We start from the raw sequence: 15,178 nt of genomic DNA on the forward strand, positions 1-15,178 counted from the left end.
TCCTCCAAAAGTAAATGTTTATTTTTAGACTTCCCGCAATACCTGATTATACTTTTTCAATCTCAATAATCTTTAAATGTAAAATCAAAAAGGATAGAAATTCTCCCTACGCCCAAAATAAAGAAATGATGTCAATAGGAGGAAGGCAAGATGATTTCGGAAATGCAGGAGAAATGCGGGGTATTTGGAGTCTTTAATCACCCTAAAGCAGCTGATTTAACTTATTATGGACTTCATGCTCTTCAGCATCGCGGTCAGGAAAGTGCGGGGATCGTAGCAAGTGATGGAAAATCATTCAGGCATCATCGAGGAATGGGATTGGTTACTCAAGTATTTAGTCGTAAGATCCTTGATGGCCTCACCGGAAATATGGCCATTGGCCATGTGCGCTATTCCACCTCTGGAGAAAGCTTACTGCAAAATGCACAACCCCTTGTCTTTAAATACAGCGAAGGAAATTTAGCGGTAGCTCATAATGGAAACCTTGTGAATGCAAGATTTGAAAGAGATGTCCTGCAACAGCAAGGAAGCATCTTTCAAACCACAACAGATACTGAAATTATTGCTCATTTAATTGCTCGATCAAGTAAAAAATATTTTGCCCAAGCGGGACCTGATGTTCTCAAGCGGCTTGACGGTTCTTTTGCTGTACTCATTATTACGGAAAAACAAATGTTAATTGGCCTGGACCGTCACGGATTAAGGCCGCTTAGTCTTGGGAAAATTGGGGATTCCATTATCGCCGCTTCTGAAACATGCGCGTTAAATGCAGTTGATGCCAAGTTTTGGAGAGATGTTGAACCAGGTGAATGGCTTCTTGTTGATGAAACTGGGGTTCAAACAGGAAGGTTTGCCGCAAAAGGTGACATCTCCCTTTGTTCCTTTGAATTTGTTTATTTTGCCCGTGCTGATAGTGTCATTCAGGGAAGAAGTGTATTAGCCATTCGAAAGGAATTAGGACAAATTTTAGCCAAAGAACATCCAATAGAAGCAGATGTTGTGGTTGCCGTCCCGGAATCGAGTGTCCCAGCCGCCCTCGGTTTTTCTGGGCAATCAGGAATTCCATATGAAATGGGAATCATCAAAAACCCATATGCAGGTCGTTCATTTATTGAACCCACTCAGGAATTGCGAGATTTGGCGGTTCGACTGAAATTAAGCGCTGTACAAGAAATTTTAGAAGGAAAAAGAGTAGTTTTAGTAGATGATTCGATTGTTCGGGGAACGACAAGTAAGCGGATTGTTGATTTGATTCGACAAGCGGGTGCCAAGGAAGTCCATGTTCGAATTAGTTCACCAATGGTAAAAAGCCCCTGTTTTTATGGCGTGGATATGCCGACAAAAGAAGAGTTATTTGCGAACAAGCATGAACATGAGCAAGCAATGGGACAAGTCATCGGCGCAGATACCTTAGCCTTTTTAAGCACCGAAGGATTATTGGAGGCAGTAGATGTAGATCTCGCAGAAACAAGCAGTCGCTGTATCGCTTGCTTTAGTGGGGCATATCCAACCAAATTGTACTTGAAATGAAGTTCCGGTTAAGATAAATAAGCTTTGAGAGTACTGACAAGGACTCATAGTGCCCGTTTCTTGAAAAAATTAAGCTTCACGGGCACTGACAAGGTCTCATAGTGCCCGTTTCTTGGAAAAATCAGGCTTCACGGGCATTGACGAGGTCTCATAGTCCCCGTTTCTTGGAAAAATCAAGCTAGACAACCCATAACGATCCATCCTAGTTCTCAAAATAATAATATTTTAAAATTTATTAATTCATTGTTCACATAAATTCAGTATGATTATTTTGAGTAAACGAACCAATACCCAATGAAGGAGGAGATTAAGCCATCGCGCGCTGGATTTTTATTTGTTTGGAGATACATCACCCCCTGATATTTACACATAATAAAAAAGGTCAAATTTAAAAATGAAATGGGGGGAACGGGATGTCTAAGCAGGGAATGAAAAATAGGGATCAAACGCGAGAGCAAATTGAGAAACAGGACAATAGAAATGACATTGAATTAGGCAGTGAATTTCAAATTGGAAATTCAAGCTTTCAAAGCCAGAAAAAAAGTGGTAAACAAGTAAATAAAAAATAGTAAAAAAGCCTCATTCTACAGAGAATGAGGCTTAAAAAATTATATTTCATTTACTCCTAACTGGTTAGATTCCCCCGCCCTCATCATGAGTCGTACTGTTCTCCTTTCGGACGTTGGCATAAAGACTTAATACACCTAATCCGGCAATAAAGGTACTCAAGATGATGAAAATATTATACATATTGCCTTGAATAAAGAGATTAACGAGCAGATAGGAAATCACTAGGGACGCCAACGGTGAAATCAACCAGACCTTTAAGATCTTTTGGATGACAGATTTTTGCCAAATCCCAAACCCTTTTTGGGATACGCCTATTCCTAAAATCCCGCAAGTGGTTACCTGTGTCAGCGGAATTGGTAATCCGAATAGTGAGGCAACTGTCACAAGCGCTCCTCCAGTAAACGAAACGGCGCTCCCTTCCAATAACGAGAGTTTGGTGATTTTCTTTCCGTTTGTTTCAATAACTCGACCACCCAATAATATGGCGCCTATAGCAACAAATAGTCCGCCAATCCAAATTCCCTTATTTGCAGACAGCATTCCGGCGCCAACAAGCGGTCCAACGGCGTTGGCTACATTATTCATTCCGGCAGAAAATGCTTCAAAACAGCCTCCTATTACGAGTAATAGCGCCAGCCATTTTTTCCATTTTCCGTGCTTGGTCAGCCCAATCCACCGCTTTTCAGCCTTGGAGATTAGTTTTCCAAGGAAAAATGTGATAAAGAAAGAGACGAGTGGAACAATGACCCAAAATGAAACAATAACTATAAGGCTATCAAAATACAATTTTTTATAAGCAATTCCGGCACCGACGATCGCACCAACTGTTACCTCACTAGTTGATAGCGGGATTCCCATAAGATTGGCGATAAATAGGGTTAATGTTGCTCCGCAAAGTATGAGGGCGACCATTTCAATACTGAGTATCGAAGTCGGAATAATTCCTTTTCCAATTGTTTTGACGACTTCGCCACCACCAAGTACTGCGCCAAGAAAGGCTGCTAGTGCCACAAGAATCATCGCCAATCGCTTATTCTTTATGGCTCCTGCTCCATACGGAGAACCCATGGATGCAGCTGTCCCGCTGGCCCCGATATTCATGGCAAAAAAGAATGCGATGATAAATGCTATGTATGTCCAAAACATCTCAATCTCCCCTTATGCTTCATTTTAAAATTCCTAATGTTTTGAACTTTAATTCATACTAATCAGATAGGAATAATTTATATGAAGATTATTATACAGTCCCATTCAGCAATAATCAATTAGGAAAATTCAAATGTTGGGGAATTTTTTAAAAATAATAAAAAAAACACGCTTTAATCAGCGTGCTCCAATTTAAAATATCGATATAGTTATTTAAGATTCCAGCTTTTTCCTAAAATCACAAATGAATTCCTTAAATATTTCATTTAAGCTTGCTTTTTTTTGTCCTTTTAACCATTCGACTTGGTCAATTGGCAGTCTTAGTTTTAAACTAATATCTTCGTCCGGCATTTCCACTCTTCTGATTTCTTCTATTGTTATGCCCTCTTCAATATTCGGAAACCAGGAATCATTTTCGTTTATTCGATGGAAATCTCCATACTCATCAATATCATCCAGTTCGCAGAACAAATTAAGCTGCGGCAATCCGCCTGACAGGATTTTAACATGCATAATTGAATTAATGATTCTACCATCCTTTAATTCTATTTCCATTATGAGCGTTTCTTCTTTTTTATATTTTTTTATAACCACTTCACTGACAATCAAATCTAACTCTAGAGTAACCCCTGCACTGCTTTCAAAAATATAAATGGCGCTTTTAAAAACATGGATCTCTTCACCATCCACTTTTACCGACTTGACACGAACCATAGACAATTCCTCCATACAGCTGTTCCATCCAATTGCATTTGATAAATCTAATTTTATAACAAAAAATGATGCATCTTCAAAGAAAAAATAAAAACCTCACTAGTTAAAAAGGCTAGTAAGGTTCTTATAAAGAACTATTTTTCAATAAATGTATTATTAGATGTTGCAATCTTAGTAGATGCTCGACTTAGAACGATTTTTGAGACAATAAACCCAAGAATAATTGCTACTACTAGAGTAATGATGGAGCCCAATAAAGCGATTTTCATCGCCATTAAAAATAATATGGCAAGTGTCAGCATCGTCATAATCAAAACAGAATTCCAAAGGACACGGTCTCTGACTTTTTCAATTAAACCCGAAGAAGGTACCTCATTGGTTTCAGTAATTGCAGCGCTTAATACCGCTTTTAAGCGGCGCAAATTAATGATTGGGCCCATAAACGTCATAATGATTAATGCTGCAAGCGAAAAATCAACCCACGGTTTCCCCCATCCCCATGTGGAAATCACAAGGTAAAGGCCGAGCAGTAGAATCAAAATAACACTAAAAGGCAGCAGGCCATCAAGTTTCACAGCTAACGCGGACCAAATTCGTATGTAGTCCGTTTTTGTAGAATGGAGCATGGCGATCATCGCTGTTAAGGTGATTCCTACTGCGGCAAACATGATGACCGCACCTAAAATATGTAGAAATAAAACAAAGTTGTACAACAAAACTCCAAATCCTCCTTTTGTATGATTACTTTTTTATTATATATAACACACATATGGTAGAAAAGTCCCTTTTCTAAAAAAATGTATTTTTACCAAAATAGCGCATTTCCTTTGTATGATTAAGAGATTAACACATATAATCAAAGAGGATACAAATCTTTTAATTCGAAGGGGGACCCTATGCTTAGTAAATCTTTAATTGAAGACGTACTCACAGCTGCTTTGTCTACTGGTGGTGACTTTTCAGAAATCTTTGTGGAGGATCGCTTCACCAGTAATATGTCACTGCGGAGCGGTAGAGTCGAAACCTGCCTCTCCGGCCGTGACTTTGGGATTGGCATTCGTGTGTTTAAAGGATTTCAAAGTGTTTATGCCTATACAACAGATTTTCGAAAAGATAGCCTTTTAAAAGCAGCCAAAAATGCCGCACAAGCTATTAGCGGAAATTCAATCATCCAACCTGCCCCTTTCATCCAAGAATCCTTCGAATCCAGTCATCCAGTTTATCTTCTGCCCCTAGAGGTAGATAAATCAAGAAAAATCACCATTATGAAAAATGCTTTTGATACCGCAAAAAACTATCACTCTAGTATTTCACAAGTCACCGTCCGATATATGGATGAAGAACAAAATGTTCTAATTGCCAATTCCGAAGGTAAATTCATTGAAGATAAACGGGTCCGCTCCAGGCTTGCCATCCAGGCTGTAGCCGTAAGGGACAACCAAATGGAAACAGGCTTCTACGGTCCAGGTGCCCATCAAGGCTTTGAATTTTTTGAAAACCTAAACCTGGACCACTATGCAAAAGAGGCATCTCGAATGGCCTTGACGATGCTAGATGCCAGTCCATGTCCAAGCGGAAAATTCCCAGTGATTATCGATAATGAATTTGGCGGTGTTATTTTTCACGAGGCTTGCGGACATGGATTAGAAGCAACTGCTGTAGCGAAAAACAATTCCGTTTTCGCAAACCGCATTGGGGAACGGGTTGCACCGGAAATTGTTACATATATTGATGACGGAACACTGCAAAATGAGTGGGGCTCAATCAATATTGATGATGAAGGTGAAAAAGCCCGAAAAAATATCCTTATTGAAAATGGTATTTTAAAAGGCTATTTAATTGATAAGTTTAATTCACGAAGGATGGGAATGGAATCAACAGGGTCCGGAAGAAGACAATCCTTCCGTTTTGCCCCTACCTCTCGGATGACCAACACGTATATTGCTCCGGGAAAATCAACGCCAGAAGAAATCATTGCTAACACCGAACATGGCATTTATACAAAATATATGGGCGGCGGACAGGTCAATCCGGCAACAGGTGATTACAACTTTGCCGTTGCGGAAGCGTACGAAGTAAAAAATGGAAAACTCGGAAAACCGCTAAAGGGTGCAACCTTAATCGGAAATGGCCCGAAAACCTTACAGCTTGTTGATATGGTTGGGAAAAATTTGGGACATGGTGCCGGAATGTGCGGTGCCTCAAGTGGAAGTATCCCAGTAAATGTAGGCCAGCCAATGATACGGGTAAGCGAAATGACGGTCGGCGGGACAAAGGGGGAATAAAGAATGAACATTCAAGAATTCCAAGCAAAGCTATTTTCACAAGCAGTATGCAGTGGTTTTACAGATGTTGAGATTTATTATGAAAACAAGGAAATATTCGGCTGTCAGGTTTTCAAAGGTGAAATCGACCAATACGAAATTGCAGAAGATAGTGGCGTTTCTTTCCGTGGAATCATAAATGGAAAAATGGGCTATGCCTATTCCGAGAAATTAGATGATGCCTCGATCCCTTTTTTGATTGAGAATGCAAAGGAAAATGCTCGTTTGGTGCAGGAGGATGAAGTGGAAGAAATCTTTGCCGGAAGTGCTCAGTATGAAAAAGCTAGCTTTTACTCTTCATCCTTGAATGAGGTAACTGCTGCTGAAAAAATCCAATTAATTAAAGAGATTGAACGTGAAATCTATGCTGTTGATCCAAGGATTGTAGCAACAGATTATTGTATGGTCCGAACTGAATCAATGACAAAAAATCTGATTAATAATAAGGGCCTGTCCTTAAGCGATAAAATGAATCACATAACCGTCATGGTCGAAGTGATTGTGAAAGATGGCGAGGAAACGAAAACCTCATTTGAATTTGTTGTTACCAAGGATTTTCATAGCTTGAATGCCAAGGAAATCGCCAAAAAAGCTGCAGATGAAGCACTCTCACAGCTAGGCTCAAGGAATATCGAAAGCAAAGATTATCCAGTCCTTTTGAGAAATGATGCTGCAGCGCATCTGTTGGCGACTTATGCTGCTAATTTTTCTGCAGAAAATACACAAGCGGGGATTTCTTCTTTAAAAGATAAGCTCGGGAAGCAAATTGCTACTGATAAGATCACGATTGTCGATCATCCATTCTTAGAGGATGGTCTCGCAAGTCGAACATTTGATAGCGAGGGTGTGGCATCTACGAGAGTAACATTGGTAGAGGAAGGTATTTTACATTCCCTGCTGCATAATCAGAAAACAGCCAAAAAGGATTCGACTGTTACAACAGGTCATGCCCATAAAGATTCCTATAAGAGTGCGGTCAAAGTGGGGCCATCGAATTTATATATTGAGCCCGCCCATTCATCGTTTGATGAATTGCTTGCTGCCATGGGAGAAGGTGTTTTGATCACTGGTCTATCAGGCTTGCATTCTGGCGCGAATACAGTTTCAGGCGATTTTTCACTTGCAGCGAATGGGTACTATGTGAAGGATGGCAAGATTGCATTCCCAGTAAATCTAATGACGATTGCCGGGAATTTTTATCAGCTGCTACAGGACGTTGAAGAAATCGGATCAGATTTAACCTTTCCGCTGACGCCAGTAGGATCCCCCTCGATATTGGTGAAGTCGTTGTCGGTAACAGTGGAATAATTTTGGAGGTCAGTTTTGAAGTCAGTCCCCCGCCGCGTTAATACGGTGGGGGACTGACTTTTTCTTAATAGAATAAATCCCTTAAAGCAGATTCGAGTGTCGGAAACTTGAACTCAAAACCTTCATTCGTCAATACCTTAGGTAAAACATGTTGACCTTCAAGAACAAGCGAGCTTTTTTTCCCAAGAGCTGCCTTCATTAATAAGGCAGGTACAGGAAACCAATGCGGACGATGTAAAACAGCTCCAATCGTCTTGCCGAAATCTTTCATCCTTTTTGGATTTGGTGCGGTAACATTAACAGGACCATTCAAACGATTGTTTTCAATCGCAAAAACAATCGCATGGACAACATCCGTTATATGTACCCATGAAACCCACTGCACACCCGAACCAACTGTACCTCCCATGAATAACCGATAAGGCAACGCCATAAGAGGAAGCGCTCCTCCCTCATTTCCAAGAACAACGCCAAATCTCATAAAAACTGTACGAATTCCATGCTCCATCATCGTAGCCGCTTTTCTTTCCCAATCATGAACGGTTCGGCCAAGAAAGTCATTGGCCACCTCCGTTGATTTTTCGGTATAAACAGTATCATGGGACGGAGGGTAAATTCCAATCGCACTTGCATTGATAAAAACAGATGGCTTTTCTGAAAGAGCCTCAACTATTCTTAACAACTCAGCAGTCGCTGTCATTCGGCTTTCATAGATTTGCCGTTGGTGATTTTCCGTCCAGCGGCCATCATTGATCGATACACCCGCAAGATTAATCACCACGTCTACCCCGCCAATTTCTTTTTCTGGGGACGAACCTTCCTTAATCCATTGAACAAACTTTATGGTACCTTCTGATTGCTTCCCTTTTCTTGTCAAAATAATGATATCATGGCCCTTTTTAAAAAGAAGCTCCGTTAATTTTTGTCCCACAAACCCTGAACCGCCTGCAATAAGAATTTTCATTGTTTCACTCCTATCAAGATTCGATTCTAATAGAATCTCTTTCTCTGTTTCCATTGTAAAATAAAAACGGCCAGCAACGATTATTTTTGCTGACTATTTTTTCGTTCTTTTAAAATGGCTTGAATGATTTCAATATGAACAGCGGCCCACGATTTTTCGTAAAAGTGGATGATTACGCTATATAGGAGGATAACCAATGAAATAATCGCGAAAATCGCCCACACCATACTATGGTCTTGAAAAACAAAATCTTGCAATTGTTTTGCAAATATGACTAACAGCCAGGGAATCGTTGAAACAAGAATCGGGATCATCCCTGACCCATTTTTCTCCTTAATCATACAATAATAAATTCTTTTTAACGTCTCAGTATCAATACCATGATAAAAATTTTGAATATCCTCTATTTCTAAAAGCCTTTTTAATTCTTTAAATGATGGATCAAATTTCGAGGCTTTTTTTAATTGAAGGTATATTTTATGGGCATCCCCGCGAAGTGAAAACATATTCCTATCCTCTTTCTTCCAACATAGTTCCTTTACTAAAGGCTTTGCAAATATGTTTTCATTTATTCAAAATTATCCTTCACATGAATTTACTAAAGTGTTCCTTTGCCCCAAAAGCCTTCTTGGAAATTTTTTAATTCATAAGAAATGACGAAAGCATTCGGTGACATTTTATTAATCACTTTTACCACTTTTTGTTCATGCCTGCGCTTCACCAATACCTGAATTACGGTACGCCTTCCACTTTTTTCATCAGCTGTCCAAGATGCAACCCCATAGCCTTGACTCTTAAGTGCACGTGGGAGCTCAAAATCGAATGGATTGACTATGGCTTGTACCGTTACATAGCCCAAAGCAAGGTATTCTTCAATTTTACCTCCTAAATAAACACCGAGGCCCCAACCCAAACAATAGGCGACCATATTGACTGGATCTTTAAGGTTGTCCAGAACAATCGTTAAACCTACCAAATAAACATACACTTCCAACATCGAAATGATTGAGGCCCATACCTTCTGACCTTTGATCACAAGTAACATCCGTAATGTAAAGAAGGTCACATAGAGAATATTAATCACAATAATGATGAAGATAATTGGTTCAAAGCCAAACAAAATAACACCCCCACATTCCTACCTTATTATTTCTTCAAAGAAAACATGCTTTTTCTAAGAAATGAACAGTAATGATGGGGGTGTTTTTTAACATGAAATTTACAAAATTTTTATAGGGTTTGATACATTTTTGCTGAATTGTATACGTATGAAATAATTAAAGGGGGAATTGAAGAATGAAATGTCAAAGAACCTATTTTCTGATTGATGATTTAGTATTCGAAGTTAGAAAGCCAGAAATTACCGTTAAACAAATTCAAAAAACACAGATTAAAATTGAAAATGAAGAATACAAACTCCTTCGAAAACATTTCGATGAACATATATTTAATATTGAAAAAACACCAGATGGATGGTTAATAACCGAGAGAACGAATTAACAATGGATTATACTTTCGTTTTTAGAATAGAGTCCACGGTCATTTTCATTGTATAAATCACAGTTTTCTTATAACGTGCTGCTAAAAGCAACACTCTTATTTGTTCGGATCTGGATAGATTTTTAAACCGGGGCTCTTGTTTCAAAAAAGACCGAAAGATTGACCAGCTAGGAGGCATTAAAGGAAAGTCATCTAGGGGTTGTTTGTTCCACAAGCGATAAAACCAGGAGATTACTCTATCGGAACTAGTTTTATCAACAATACATGGCGCATAAATATTTTTAGTGTGTTTTTTCAGGGATTCGAATCGATCTTGTCCGCTAACAATAATGTAAGTCCCATCTTTCCGGCTTTTTTTGACCACTAAAACATACATGCAGTCCCACATTAGTCTTTGAAGTTTCTTTATATGCTCCGTAATTTTCTGTGATAAATCCGGTTTGATTTTGTTTAGTGGGATATACTGGATGGTGAATTTCATAAACATCCCCTCCTGTTAGTAAACATGTAATTCTCTACAATTTTTTGAAGTATCACATCAGTGCAGAGTATTGGTTTCAATGCGATCCTTTTAATGGCAATGAATGAGTCACAGCCCCTTTAAATATATGTATGAATTGGGCGCATGTCACATACGAAGTAACGATGAAAATATGTTTTTATAAAAATGGCTTTGTTAAAGAACAATCTTGATTTTTAAACAAAGTTGATTGGAGCGGAAGGTGCGAGACTCCTGCGGGAGCAGAGGGACAGGTGAGACCCCACAGGCGCTAAAGCGCCGAGGATGCTCACCGCCCGCCCCGCGGAAAGCGAGCATCCTGGAGCGGAAATCAACAACCACGTTTAACACAGCCATAAAAATAAATAGCAACCCTTCCTAATAGAAGAATCGCTACAGTAACAAATTGGGAGATGAGAGATAATCTATCGACGTGATTATTCCTTAATTTCTTTGATTTGTTCCCGAATTTTCTCAAGGTCTTTTAAGGACAGGTCGCCGAGGGATTTTTTAATTTCTTCCTCTATAACTTTTTTGTTACTTTCTCGATGTTGATCCCACCAGCTGCGAAGACCTTCCGTGCTGTCCAATAGGTATTCAATATCCATTTCTTCTAAATCATCATCCGTTAGATATTCCATGACAGCAGCTAACATTCGGGAAAGTTTTTCTGCTTCATCCTCATTTTCTTCTTCAGTTGGAAAAGTAACAATGGTTTCCTCGTCAGATGCTTCGGCATTTTGCACAGTTTTTCTTGGCATTGTGACCCTCCTTACTATTTTTCAATAGTATGACCATTAAAAAGTAATTCAACAAAGGAATACCTATTCTGGTGATTAGCGACCTTTATCTTGATACAAACGAAGATTGGATCGTTTACTTAATCTCATGCATCAAAAGTGATTGGCTCCTTCGTATTGAGTTCATGTTTTTTTCCAGAATGGTTTACAAAATAAATACTAATCACAATAAGAATTAAACCGACCAAAAGGGAATAAGTGAATTTTTCTCCCAAAAATACAGTACCAACTAAGACAGCGATAAGTGGAACAAGAAAGGTGAACGAGGCTACTTTTGTTGCCTCACCCGAATTGACTAATTTAAAATAAAGGATATAGGCTGCTGCTACCCCTAAAATGGACCCGTACGATAAACCGAACAGGTACTTTCCATTCCAAACGATACTTGACCAATCTTCCGTAACAATCCCTATCCCGGTAAGCACCATTCCACCGATTAGAGACTGCAAGCCCACCATCCACAAAGAGTCTACCTTATGGCTTACTTTTTTCACATAAATGACACCAATTGCCCAAAAAATCGCTGTTGCCAGAGCTAAAACAATCCCTAAGATCGAGACATGTCCCGTAAATCCTTCCGAACTAACTGCAGCAACACCTAAAAAGCCCACAACCAGCCCGGTAATTTTAATAATGGACATTTTCTCTCCTAACCACAGCCAGCCCAGCAGTCCAATTAAAACCGGCTGGAAATAGACGAGCACGGAGAACAATCCTCCCGGCAAAAAATTCAAGCCAATCGTTTGTAATCCAAAAAAGAGAAACGTATTTAATAGGGCAGAAATGAAATAAGTTCTCCAGTTTTCACGCCACTTTATTTTTTTCCATTGTGGAATCAAAATGGTGGATAATAATATTCCTCCAATAAGTGGGCGCATCCCCGCGAATAATATTGGCGGGGTATAAGCTAATGCTACTTTATATAGAGGCCAGCTAAAGCCCCAAATCAATACTAAACCTGCAATGGCTGCAAATGTTTTTGGTGAAAATCTTCTCATTATTTATCCTCCCCCTTTATACCTTTGGAACCAGCCTAAGCTTTTTCTACTTATATTTTGCTCTCATCGTCTGAGTTTAAAAAGTTTTTTATTTAATTTACTACCTCTTCAAATATGAATTTATCACTTTAAAGTTATAAATTCACCAAATTCGACTCACATCACCATAACGATAAACATAATCCATACTGAATTGGACAAAATATAAGGACTACTTGTTTGAACAAACAGAGGGGCATGACAATGGAAAGAAATTATGCAATCGACTTTATTAAATTTTTTGCAATAGCAGCCGTCGTTGTCATTCATACATTCCCTAGTGACCATGAGCTCGGATACTTCATTCTAGATAACTTTTCCAGGTTTGCTGTACCTTTTTTCTTTGCAGCCTCAGGATATTTGTTTGGACTTAAAATAATAAATAACCCTAAATCAATCGAATATTTTAAAAAATACGTTATAAAAATCCTAAAGATTTATTTCAGCTGGTTACTTTTTTATGTTTTATATGATGTTTTTCAAATTTATATAGACAAAGGATACCATAGCCACGAATTAGAAAAATATATCGAGAACTTAACTCCTCTAAATCTCCTATACTATGGCGAAGGTACAAGCGGATATCAATTGTGGTTTGTCATCTCTCTTGCTTGGAGCATTGCCCTATTATATCTATTCTACAGGCTAAAAAAAATTAGGATTTTATTAATCCTTAGTCTTTGTTTAAATATAGTGGGTCTTTTTGGTCAAGGATACTCGCAATTTTTAGAAATTCCCATTGACAGCACCCGGGACGCACTATTCATTGGTCTATTTTATACAACAATTGGATTTTGGTTTGCTTCTGCTTCCCCTTTCCAACAGTCTAAAAAAGTAGAAATTAAAACCTATCTTTTTTTCTTTTTCCTATTCTTTGCCCTTCAACTTTCTGAAGGATACTGGCTCGAAAAGGTGTTATCTGCCAAGCATGGCGAGTATTTTTTCTCCACGATCCTTTTAACCATTTTTTTGTTTTTGTTTACAATCAAAAATCAACAAGTTGGTAAGGGAATGTTGATCACCAAAATAGGCGGCAACGCTTTAGGAATTTATACGATTCATGTGTTATTTATTGATATCGACGACTTTATATTTCACAAATTTGGCATTGGGAATATGACCCATGATCTAACATTAAACCTAATTGATGCTTTTCTTGTTTTTTCAATGTCGTATATTACCTACAACTTTATTCAATATACTAAAACCCGACAACTTTTTGGTAAGTAATAAAAAAGCTTGCAATGGATGCAAGCTTTTTTCGTTTCAATCCATTATTGTGCTTGTGGGACCTTTTTTATAACTTTTCTTCTAATTGGCTCTTCTTGCTCTCTTCCGGGTTTTCTTTTTTTAATAAAGAAGGCCAAAATAAAGGCTGCAATCGTTAAATAGGTAGCAATCATAAAGGCATCGTCAATTCCCATTACCGTTCCCTGTTTGATCGCCAGTGCCATATGAATTTTATCAGTTGGTGAAATTTGATTTTGACTCATAATCGTCTCCACATGGCTTTTCCCATTATTCGTCATAATGGAAACGAAAAAGGCCATTCCGACAGCCCCGGCAACCATTCTTAACGTATTTACCATTGCCGTGCCGTATTTATTTAAACTAAGTCCTAAATCATTCAAACCAGCTGTAAAAATTGGCATCATCAAGAGCGAAATTCCAAACATCCTGATGGTATACACCCATATTACATAAGAAAACGATGTATCTGTATGAAGTCTGGTCAATGCATAGGTGGTAAGGATGGTGATCGCTAAACCAACAATCGCTAACCATCTTGCACCATATTTATCAAAAAGCTTCCCTGTGATTGGCGACATAATCCCCATTACCACACCGCCCGGGAGTAGCATAAAACCTGCTTCAAGCGGGCTGAAGCCATGAATATTTTGCATATAGATTGGCATTAAAATCATTCCTGAGAACATGGCCATTGTCACAATCACGTTAATAATCGTCGTTAATGTAAACATCTTATACTTAAAGATTCTAAATTCTAAAATTGGATGCCCCACTGTTAGCTGACGCCATACAAACAGGATTAGGCTGATTCCCCCTACAATAAACAAGGTAATCACCTCAGGATCAGACCACCCTTTTGTTCCTCCAGTGGTGAATCCATAAAGAATTCCGCCAAATCCTATCGTTGATAAAATTACACCGAGCACGTCGAGTTTTGGACGGCTTGTTTCTGTTACATTTTTCACAAGAAAAATCGCAATAAAAAAGTCTATTAGTGCAATTGGGGCAATGATATAAAACATCACATGCCACGAATACGTTTCAATAATCCATCCAGCCCATGTTGGACCGATCGCTGGAGCAAAGTTCAATGCAACCCCAAAGATTCCCATGGCAAATCCACGACGTTCCAAAGGGAAGATGGTAAAAATAACATTCGTAATGAGTGGAAAAAGAATTCCGGCACCTATTGCCTGAACAACACGGCCTACTAAAATAACGGAAAAAGATGGTGCAATCGCACAGATAAAGGTTCCAACTGAAAAAATACCCATTGAAAATAAAAATAATTGCCTGGTTGTAAATCTTTGCATTAAAAATGCAGTGATCGGGATTACAATTCCGTTTGTTAACATGAAAATAGTACTTAACCAGTTTGCAGTAGCAGCTGAAATTTGAAAGGAATTCATAATTTGCGGCAATGCGACATTAATGACTGTTTGATTTAAAAAAGCGACAAACGCTCCAGCTATCAAAACAGCAAAAATGGGTGCGGTCCGAAGCGATGGTTGCGAAGATTTTGTGGTGTCCAAGTA

At 38.7% G+C, this 15,178-nt stretch carries 16 protein-coding genes; 6 read left to right on the forward strand and 10 right to left on the reverse strand.

Features of this window, described 5'->3' with window-relative positions; genetic code table 11:
* Positions 1-150 precede the first annotated feature (150 nt).
* Together purF and RCG21_RS19090 are read left to right on the forward strand one after the other, a co-directional pair.
* Positions 151-1,530 carry an amidophosphoribosyltransferase gene (gene purF, locus RCG21_RS19085; RefSeq protein WP_308913611.1) on the forward strand — a complete coding sequence of 460 codons (1,380 nt, stop codon included), beginning with the start codon at positions 151-153 and terminating at the stop codon, positions 1,528-1,530.
* A gap of 413 nt (positions 1,531-1,943) precedes the next feature.
* Positions 1,944-2,099, forward strand: coding sequence for a hypothetical protein (locus tag RCG21_RS19090; protein ID WP_165976282.1), 156 nt, complete (start codon positions 1,944-1,946; stop codon positions 2,097-2,099).
* Positions 2,100-2,163: 64 nt separating this feature from the next.
* On the opposite strand, the gene cysP is transcribed toward RCG21_RS19090, so the two are convergent.
* From cysP to RCG21_RS19105, 3 genes are all read right to left on the reverse strand, one after another.
* On the reverse strand, positions 2,164-3,246 hold the full coding sequence (gene cysP, locus RCG21_RS19095) for a sulfate permease (protein WP_133335409.1): 1,083 nt from the start codon (positions 3,244-3,246) through the stop codon (positions 2,164-2,166).
* 213 nt (positions 3,247-3,459) lie between these two features.
* Entirely contained in the window at positions 3,460-3,960 is a 501-nt protein-coding gene (locus RCG21_RS19100; RefSeq protein WP_133335405.1) for a hypothetical protein, read from the reverse strand.
* A 134-nt stretch (positions 3,961-4,094) separates the two neighbouring features.
* Complete coding sequence (locus RCG21_RS19105) at positions 4,095-4,676, reverse strand: hypothetical protein (RefSeq protein ID WP_133335403.1); 582 nt, start codon at positions 4,674-4,676, stop codon at positions 4,095-4,097.
* 180 nt (positions 4,677-4,856) lie between these two features.
* On the opposite strand from RCG21_RS19105, the gene RCG21_RS19110 reads away from it, so the two are divergent.
* Together RCG21_RS19110 and RCG21_RS19115 are read left to right on the forward strand one after the other, a co-directional pair.
* Positions 4,857-6,245: a TldD/PmbA family protein gene (locus RCG21_RS19110; RefSeq protein WP_133335401.1), complete on the forward strand. Its 1,389-nt coding sequence runs from the start codon at positions 4,857-4,859 to the stop codon at positions 6,243-6,245.
* 3 nt (positions 6,246-6,248) lie between these two features.
* On the forward strand, positions 6,249-7,592 hold the full coding sequence (locus RCG21_RS19115) for a TldD/PmbA family protein (protein WP_133335399.1): 1,344 nt from the start codon (positions 6,249-6,251) through the stop codon (positions 7,590-7,592).
* A 64-nt stretch (positions 7,593-7,656) separates the two neighbouring features.
* Here RCG21_RS19115 and RCG21_RS19120 read toward each other — a convergent pair whose 3' ends face one another.
* The 3 genes from RCG21_RS19120 to RCG21_RS19130 all read right to left on the reverse strand — a co-directional run bounded on the left by RCG21_RS19120 (position 7,657) and on the right by RCG21_RS19130 (position 9,676).
* Positions 7,657-8,556 (reverse strand): TIGR01777 family oxidoreductase, encoded by a 900-nt coding sequence (locus tag RCG21_RS19120; protein ID WP_133335397.1) that lies wholly within the window; start codon positions 8,554-8,556, stop codon positions 7,657-7,659.
* A gap of 80 nt (positions 8,557-8,636) precedes the next feature.
* Positions 8,637-9,062, reverse strand: a complete 426-nt coding sequence (locus RCG21_RS19125; RefSeq protein WP_308913612.1) for a hypothetical protein — start codon at positions 9,060-9,062, stop codon at positions 8,637-8,639.
* Between the two features lie 92 nt (positions 9,063-9,154).
* Positions 9,155-9,676 carry a DUF2179 domain-containing protein gene (locus RCG21_RS19130; protein WP_308913613.1) on the reverse strand — a complete coding sequence of 174 codons (522 nt, stop codon included), beginning with the start codon at positions 9,674-9,676 and terminating at the stop codon, positions 9,155-9,157.
* Positions 9,677-9,852: 176 nt separating this feature from the next.
* Here RCG21_RS19130 and RCG21_RS19135 point away from each other — a divergent pair, with 176 nt between their 5' ends.
* On the forward strand, positions 9,853-10,056 hold the full coding sequence (locus RCG21_RS19135) for a hypothetical protein (RefSeq protein ID WP_133335391.1): 204 nt from the start codon (positions 9,853-9,855) through the stop codon (positions 10,054-10,056).
* 7 nt (positions 10,057-10,063) lie between these two features.
* Here the strand turns inward: RCG21_RS19135 and RCG21_RS19140 are convergent, their stop codons facing one another.
* The 3 genes from RCG21_RS19140 to RCG21_RS19150 all read right to left on the reverse strand — a co-directional run bounded on the left by RCG21_RS19140 (position 10,064) and on the right by RCG21_RS19150 (position 12,353).
* Entirely contained in the window at positions 10,064-10,537 is a 474-nt protein-coding gene (locus RCG21_RS19140; protein WP_133335389.1) for a hypothetical protein, read from the reverse strand.
* 455 nt (positions 10,538-10,992) lie between these two features.
* Positions 10,993-11,316 (reverse strand): hypothetical protein, encoded by a 324-nt coding sequence (locus RCG21_RS19145; RefSeq protein ID WP_133335387.1) that lies wholly within the window; start codon positions 11,314-11,316, stop codon positions 10,993-10,995.
* A gap of 125 nt (positions 11,317-11,441) precedes the next feature.
* Positions 11,442-12,353: a DMT family transporter gene (locus RCG21_RS19150; RefSeq protein WP_308913614.1), complete on the reverse strand. Its 912-nt coding sequence runs from the start codon at positions 12,351-12,353 to the stop codon at positions 11,442-11,444.
* A 243-nt stretch (positions 12,354-12,596) separates the two neighbouring features.
* On the opposite strand from RCG21_RS19150, the gene RCG21_RS19155 reads away from it, so the two are divergent.
* Entirely contained in the window at positions 12,597-13,622 is a 1,026-nt protein-coding gene (locus tag RCG21_RS19155; protein ID WP_165976281.1) for an acyltransferase, read from the forward strand.
* 44 nt (positions 13,623-13,666) lie between these two features.
* Here RCG21_RS19155 and RCG21_RS19160 read toward each other — a convergent pair whose 3' ends face one another.
* Positions 13,667-15,175, reverse strand: a complete 1,509-nt coding sequence (locus RCG21_RS19160) for a DHA2 family efflux MFS transporter permease subunit (protein ID WP_133335381.1) — start codon at positions 15,173-15,175, stop codon at positions 13,667-13,669.
* Positions 15,176-15,178 lie beyond the last annotated feature (3 nt).

The organism is Bacillus salipaludis (assembly GCF_030938565.1).
Classification (GTDB): domain Bacteria; phylum Bacillota; class Bacilli; order Bacillales; family Cytobacillaceae; genus Neobacillus; species Neobacillus salipaludis_A.

Excerpts from the sequence above, each read along its gene's own strand:
- purF (WP_308913611.1), top strand. The coding sequence starts at position 151 with ATGATTTCGGAAATGCAGGAGAAATGCGGGGTATTTGGAGTCTTTAAT.
- RCG21_RS19090 (WP_165976282.1), top strand. The coding sequence starts at position 1,944 with ATGTCTAAGCAGGGAATGAAAAATAGGGATCAAACGCGAGAGCAAATT.
- cysP (WP_133335409.1), bottom strand. The coding sequence starts at position 3,246 with ATGTTTTGGACATACATAGCATTTATCATCGCATTCTTTTTTGCCATG.
- RCG21_RS19100 (WP_133335405.1), bottom strand. The coding sequence starts at position 3,960 with ATGGTTCGTGTCAAGTCGGTAAAAGTGGATGGTGAAGAGATCCATGTT.
- RCG21_RS19110 (WP_133335401.1), top strand. The coding sequence starts at position 4,857 with ATGCTTAGTAAATCTTTAATTGAAGACGTACTCACAGCTGCTTTGTCT.
- RCG21_RS19115 (WP_133335399.1), top strand. The coding sequence starts at position 6,249 with ATGAACATTCAAGAATTCCAAGCAAAGCTATTTTCACAAGCAGTATGC.
- RCG21_RS19120 (WP_133335397.1), bottom strand. The coding sequence starts at position 8,556 with ATGAAAATTCTTATTGCAGGCGGTTCAGGGTTTGTGGGACAAAAATTA.
- RCG21_RS19125 (WP_308913612.1), bottom strand. The coding sequence starts at position 9,062 with ATGTTTTCACTTCGCGGGGATGCCCATAAAATATACCTTCAATTAAAA.
- RCG21_RS19135 (WP_133335391.1), top strand. The coding sequence starts at position 9,853 with ATGAAATGTCAAAGAACCTATTTTCTGATTGATGATTTAGTATTCGAA.
- RCG21_RS19140 (WP_133335389.1), bottom strand. The coding sequence starts at position 10,537 with ATGAAATTCACCATCCAGTATATCCCACTAAACAAAATCAAACCGGAT.
- RCG21_RS19145 (WP_133335387.1), bottom strand. The coding sequence starts at position 11,316 with ATGCCAAGAAAAACTGTGCAAAATGCCGAAGCATCTGACGAGGAAACC.
- RCG21_RS19150 (WP_308913614.1), bottom strand. The coding sequence starts at position 12,353 with ATGAGAAGATTTTCACCAAAAACATTTGCAGCCATTGCAGGTTTAGTA.
- RCG21_RS19155 (WP_165976281.1), top strand. The coding sequence starts at position 12,597 with ATGGAAAGAAATTATGCAATCGACTTTATTAAATTTTTTGCAATAGCA.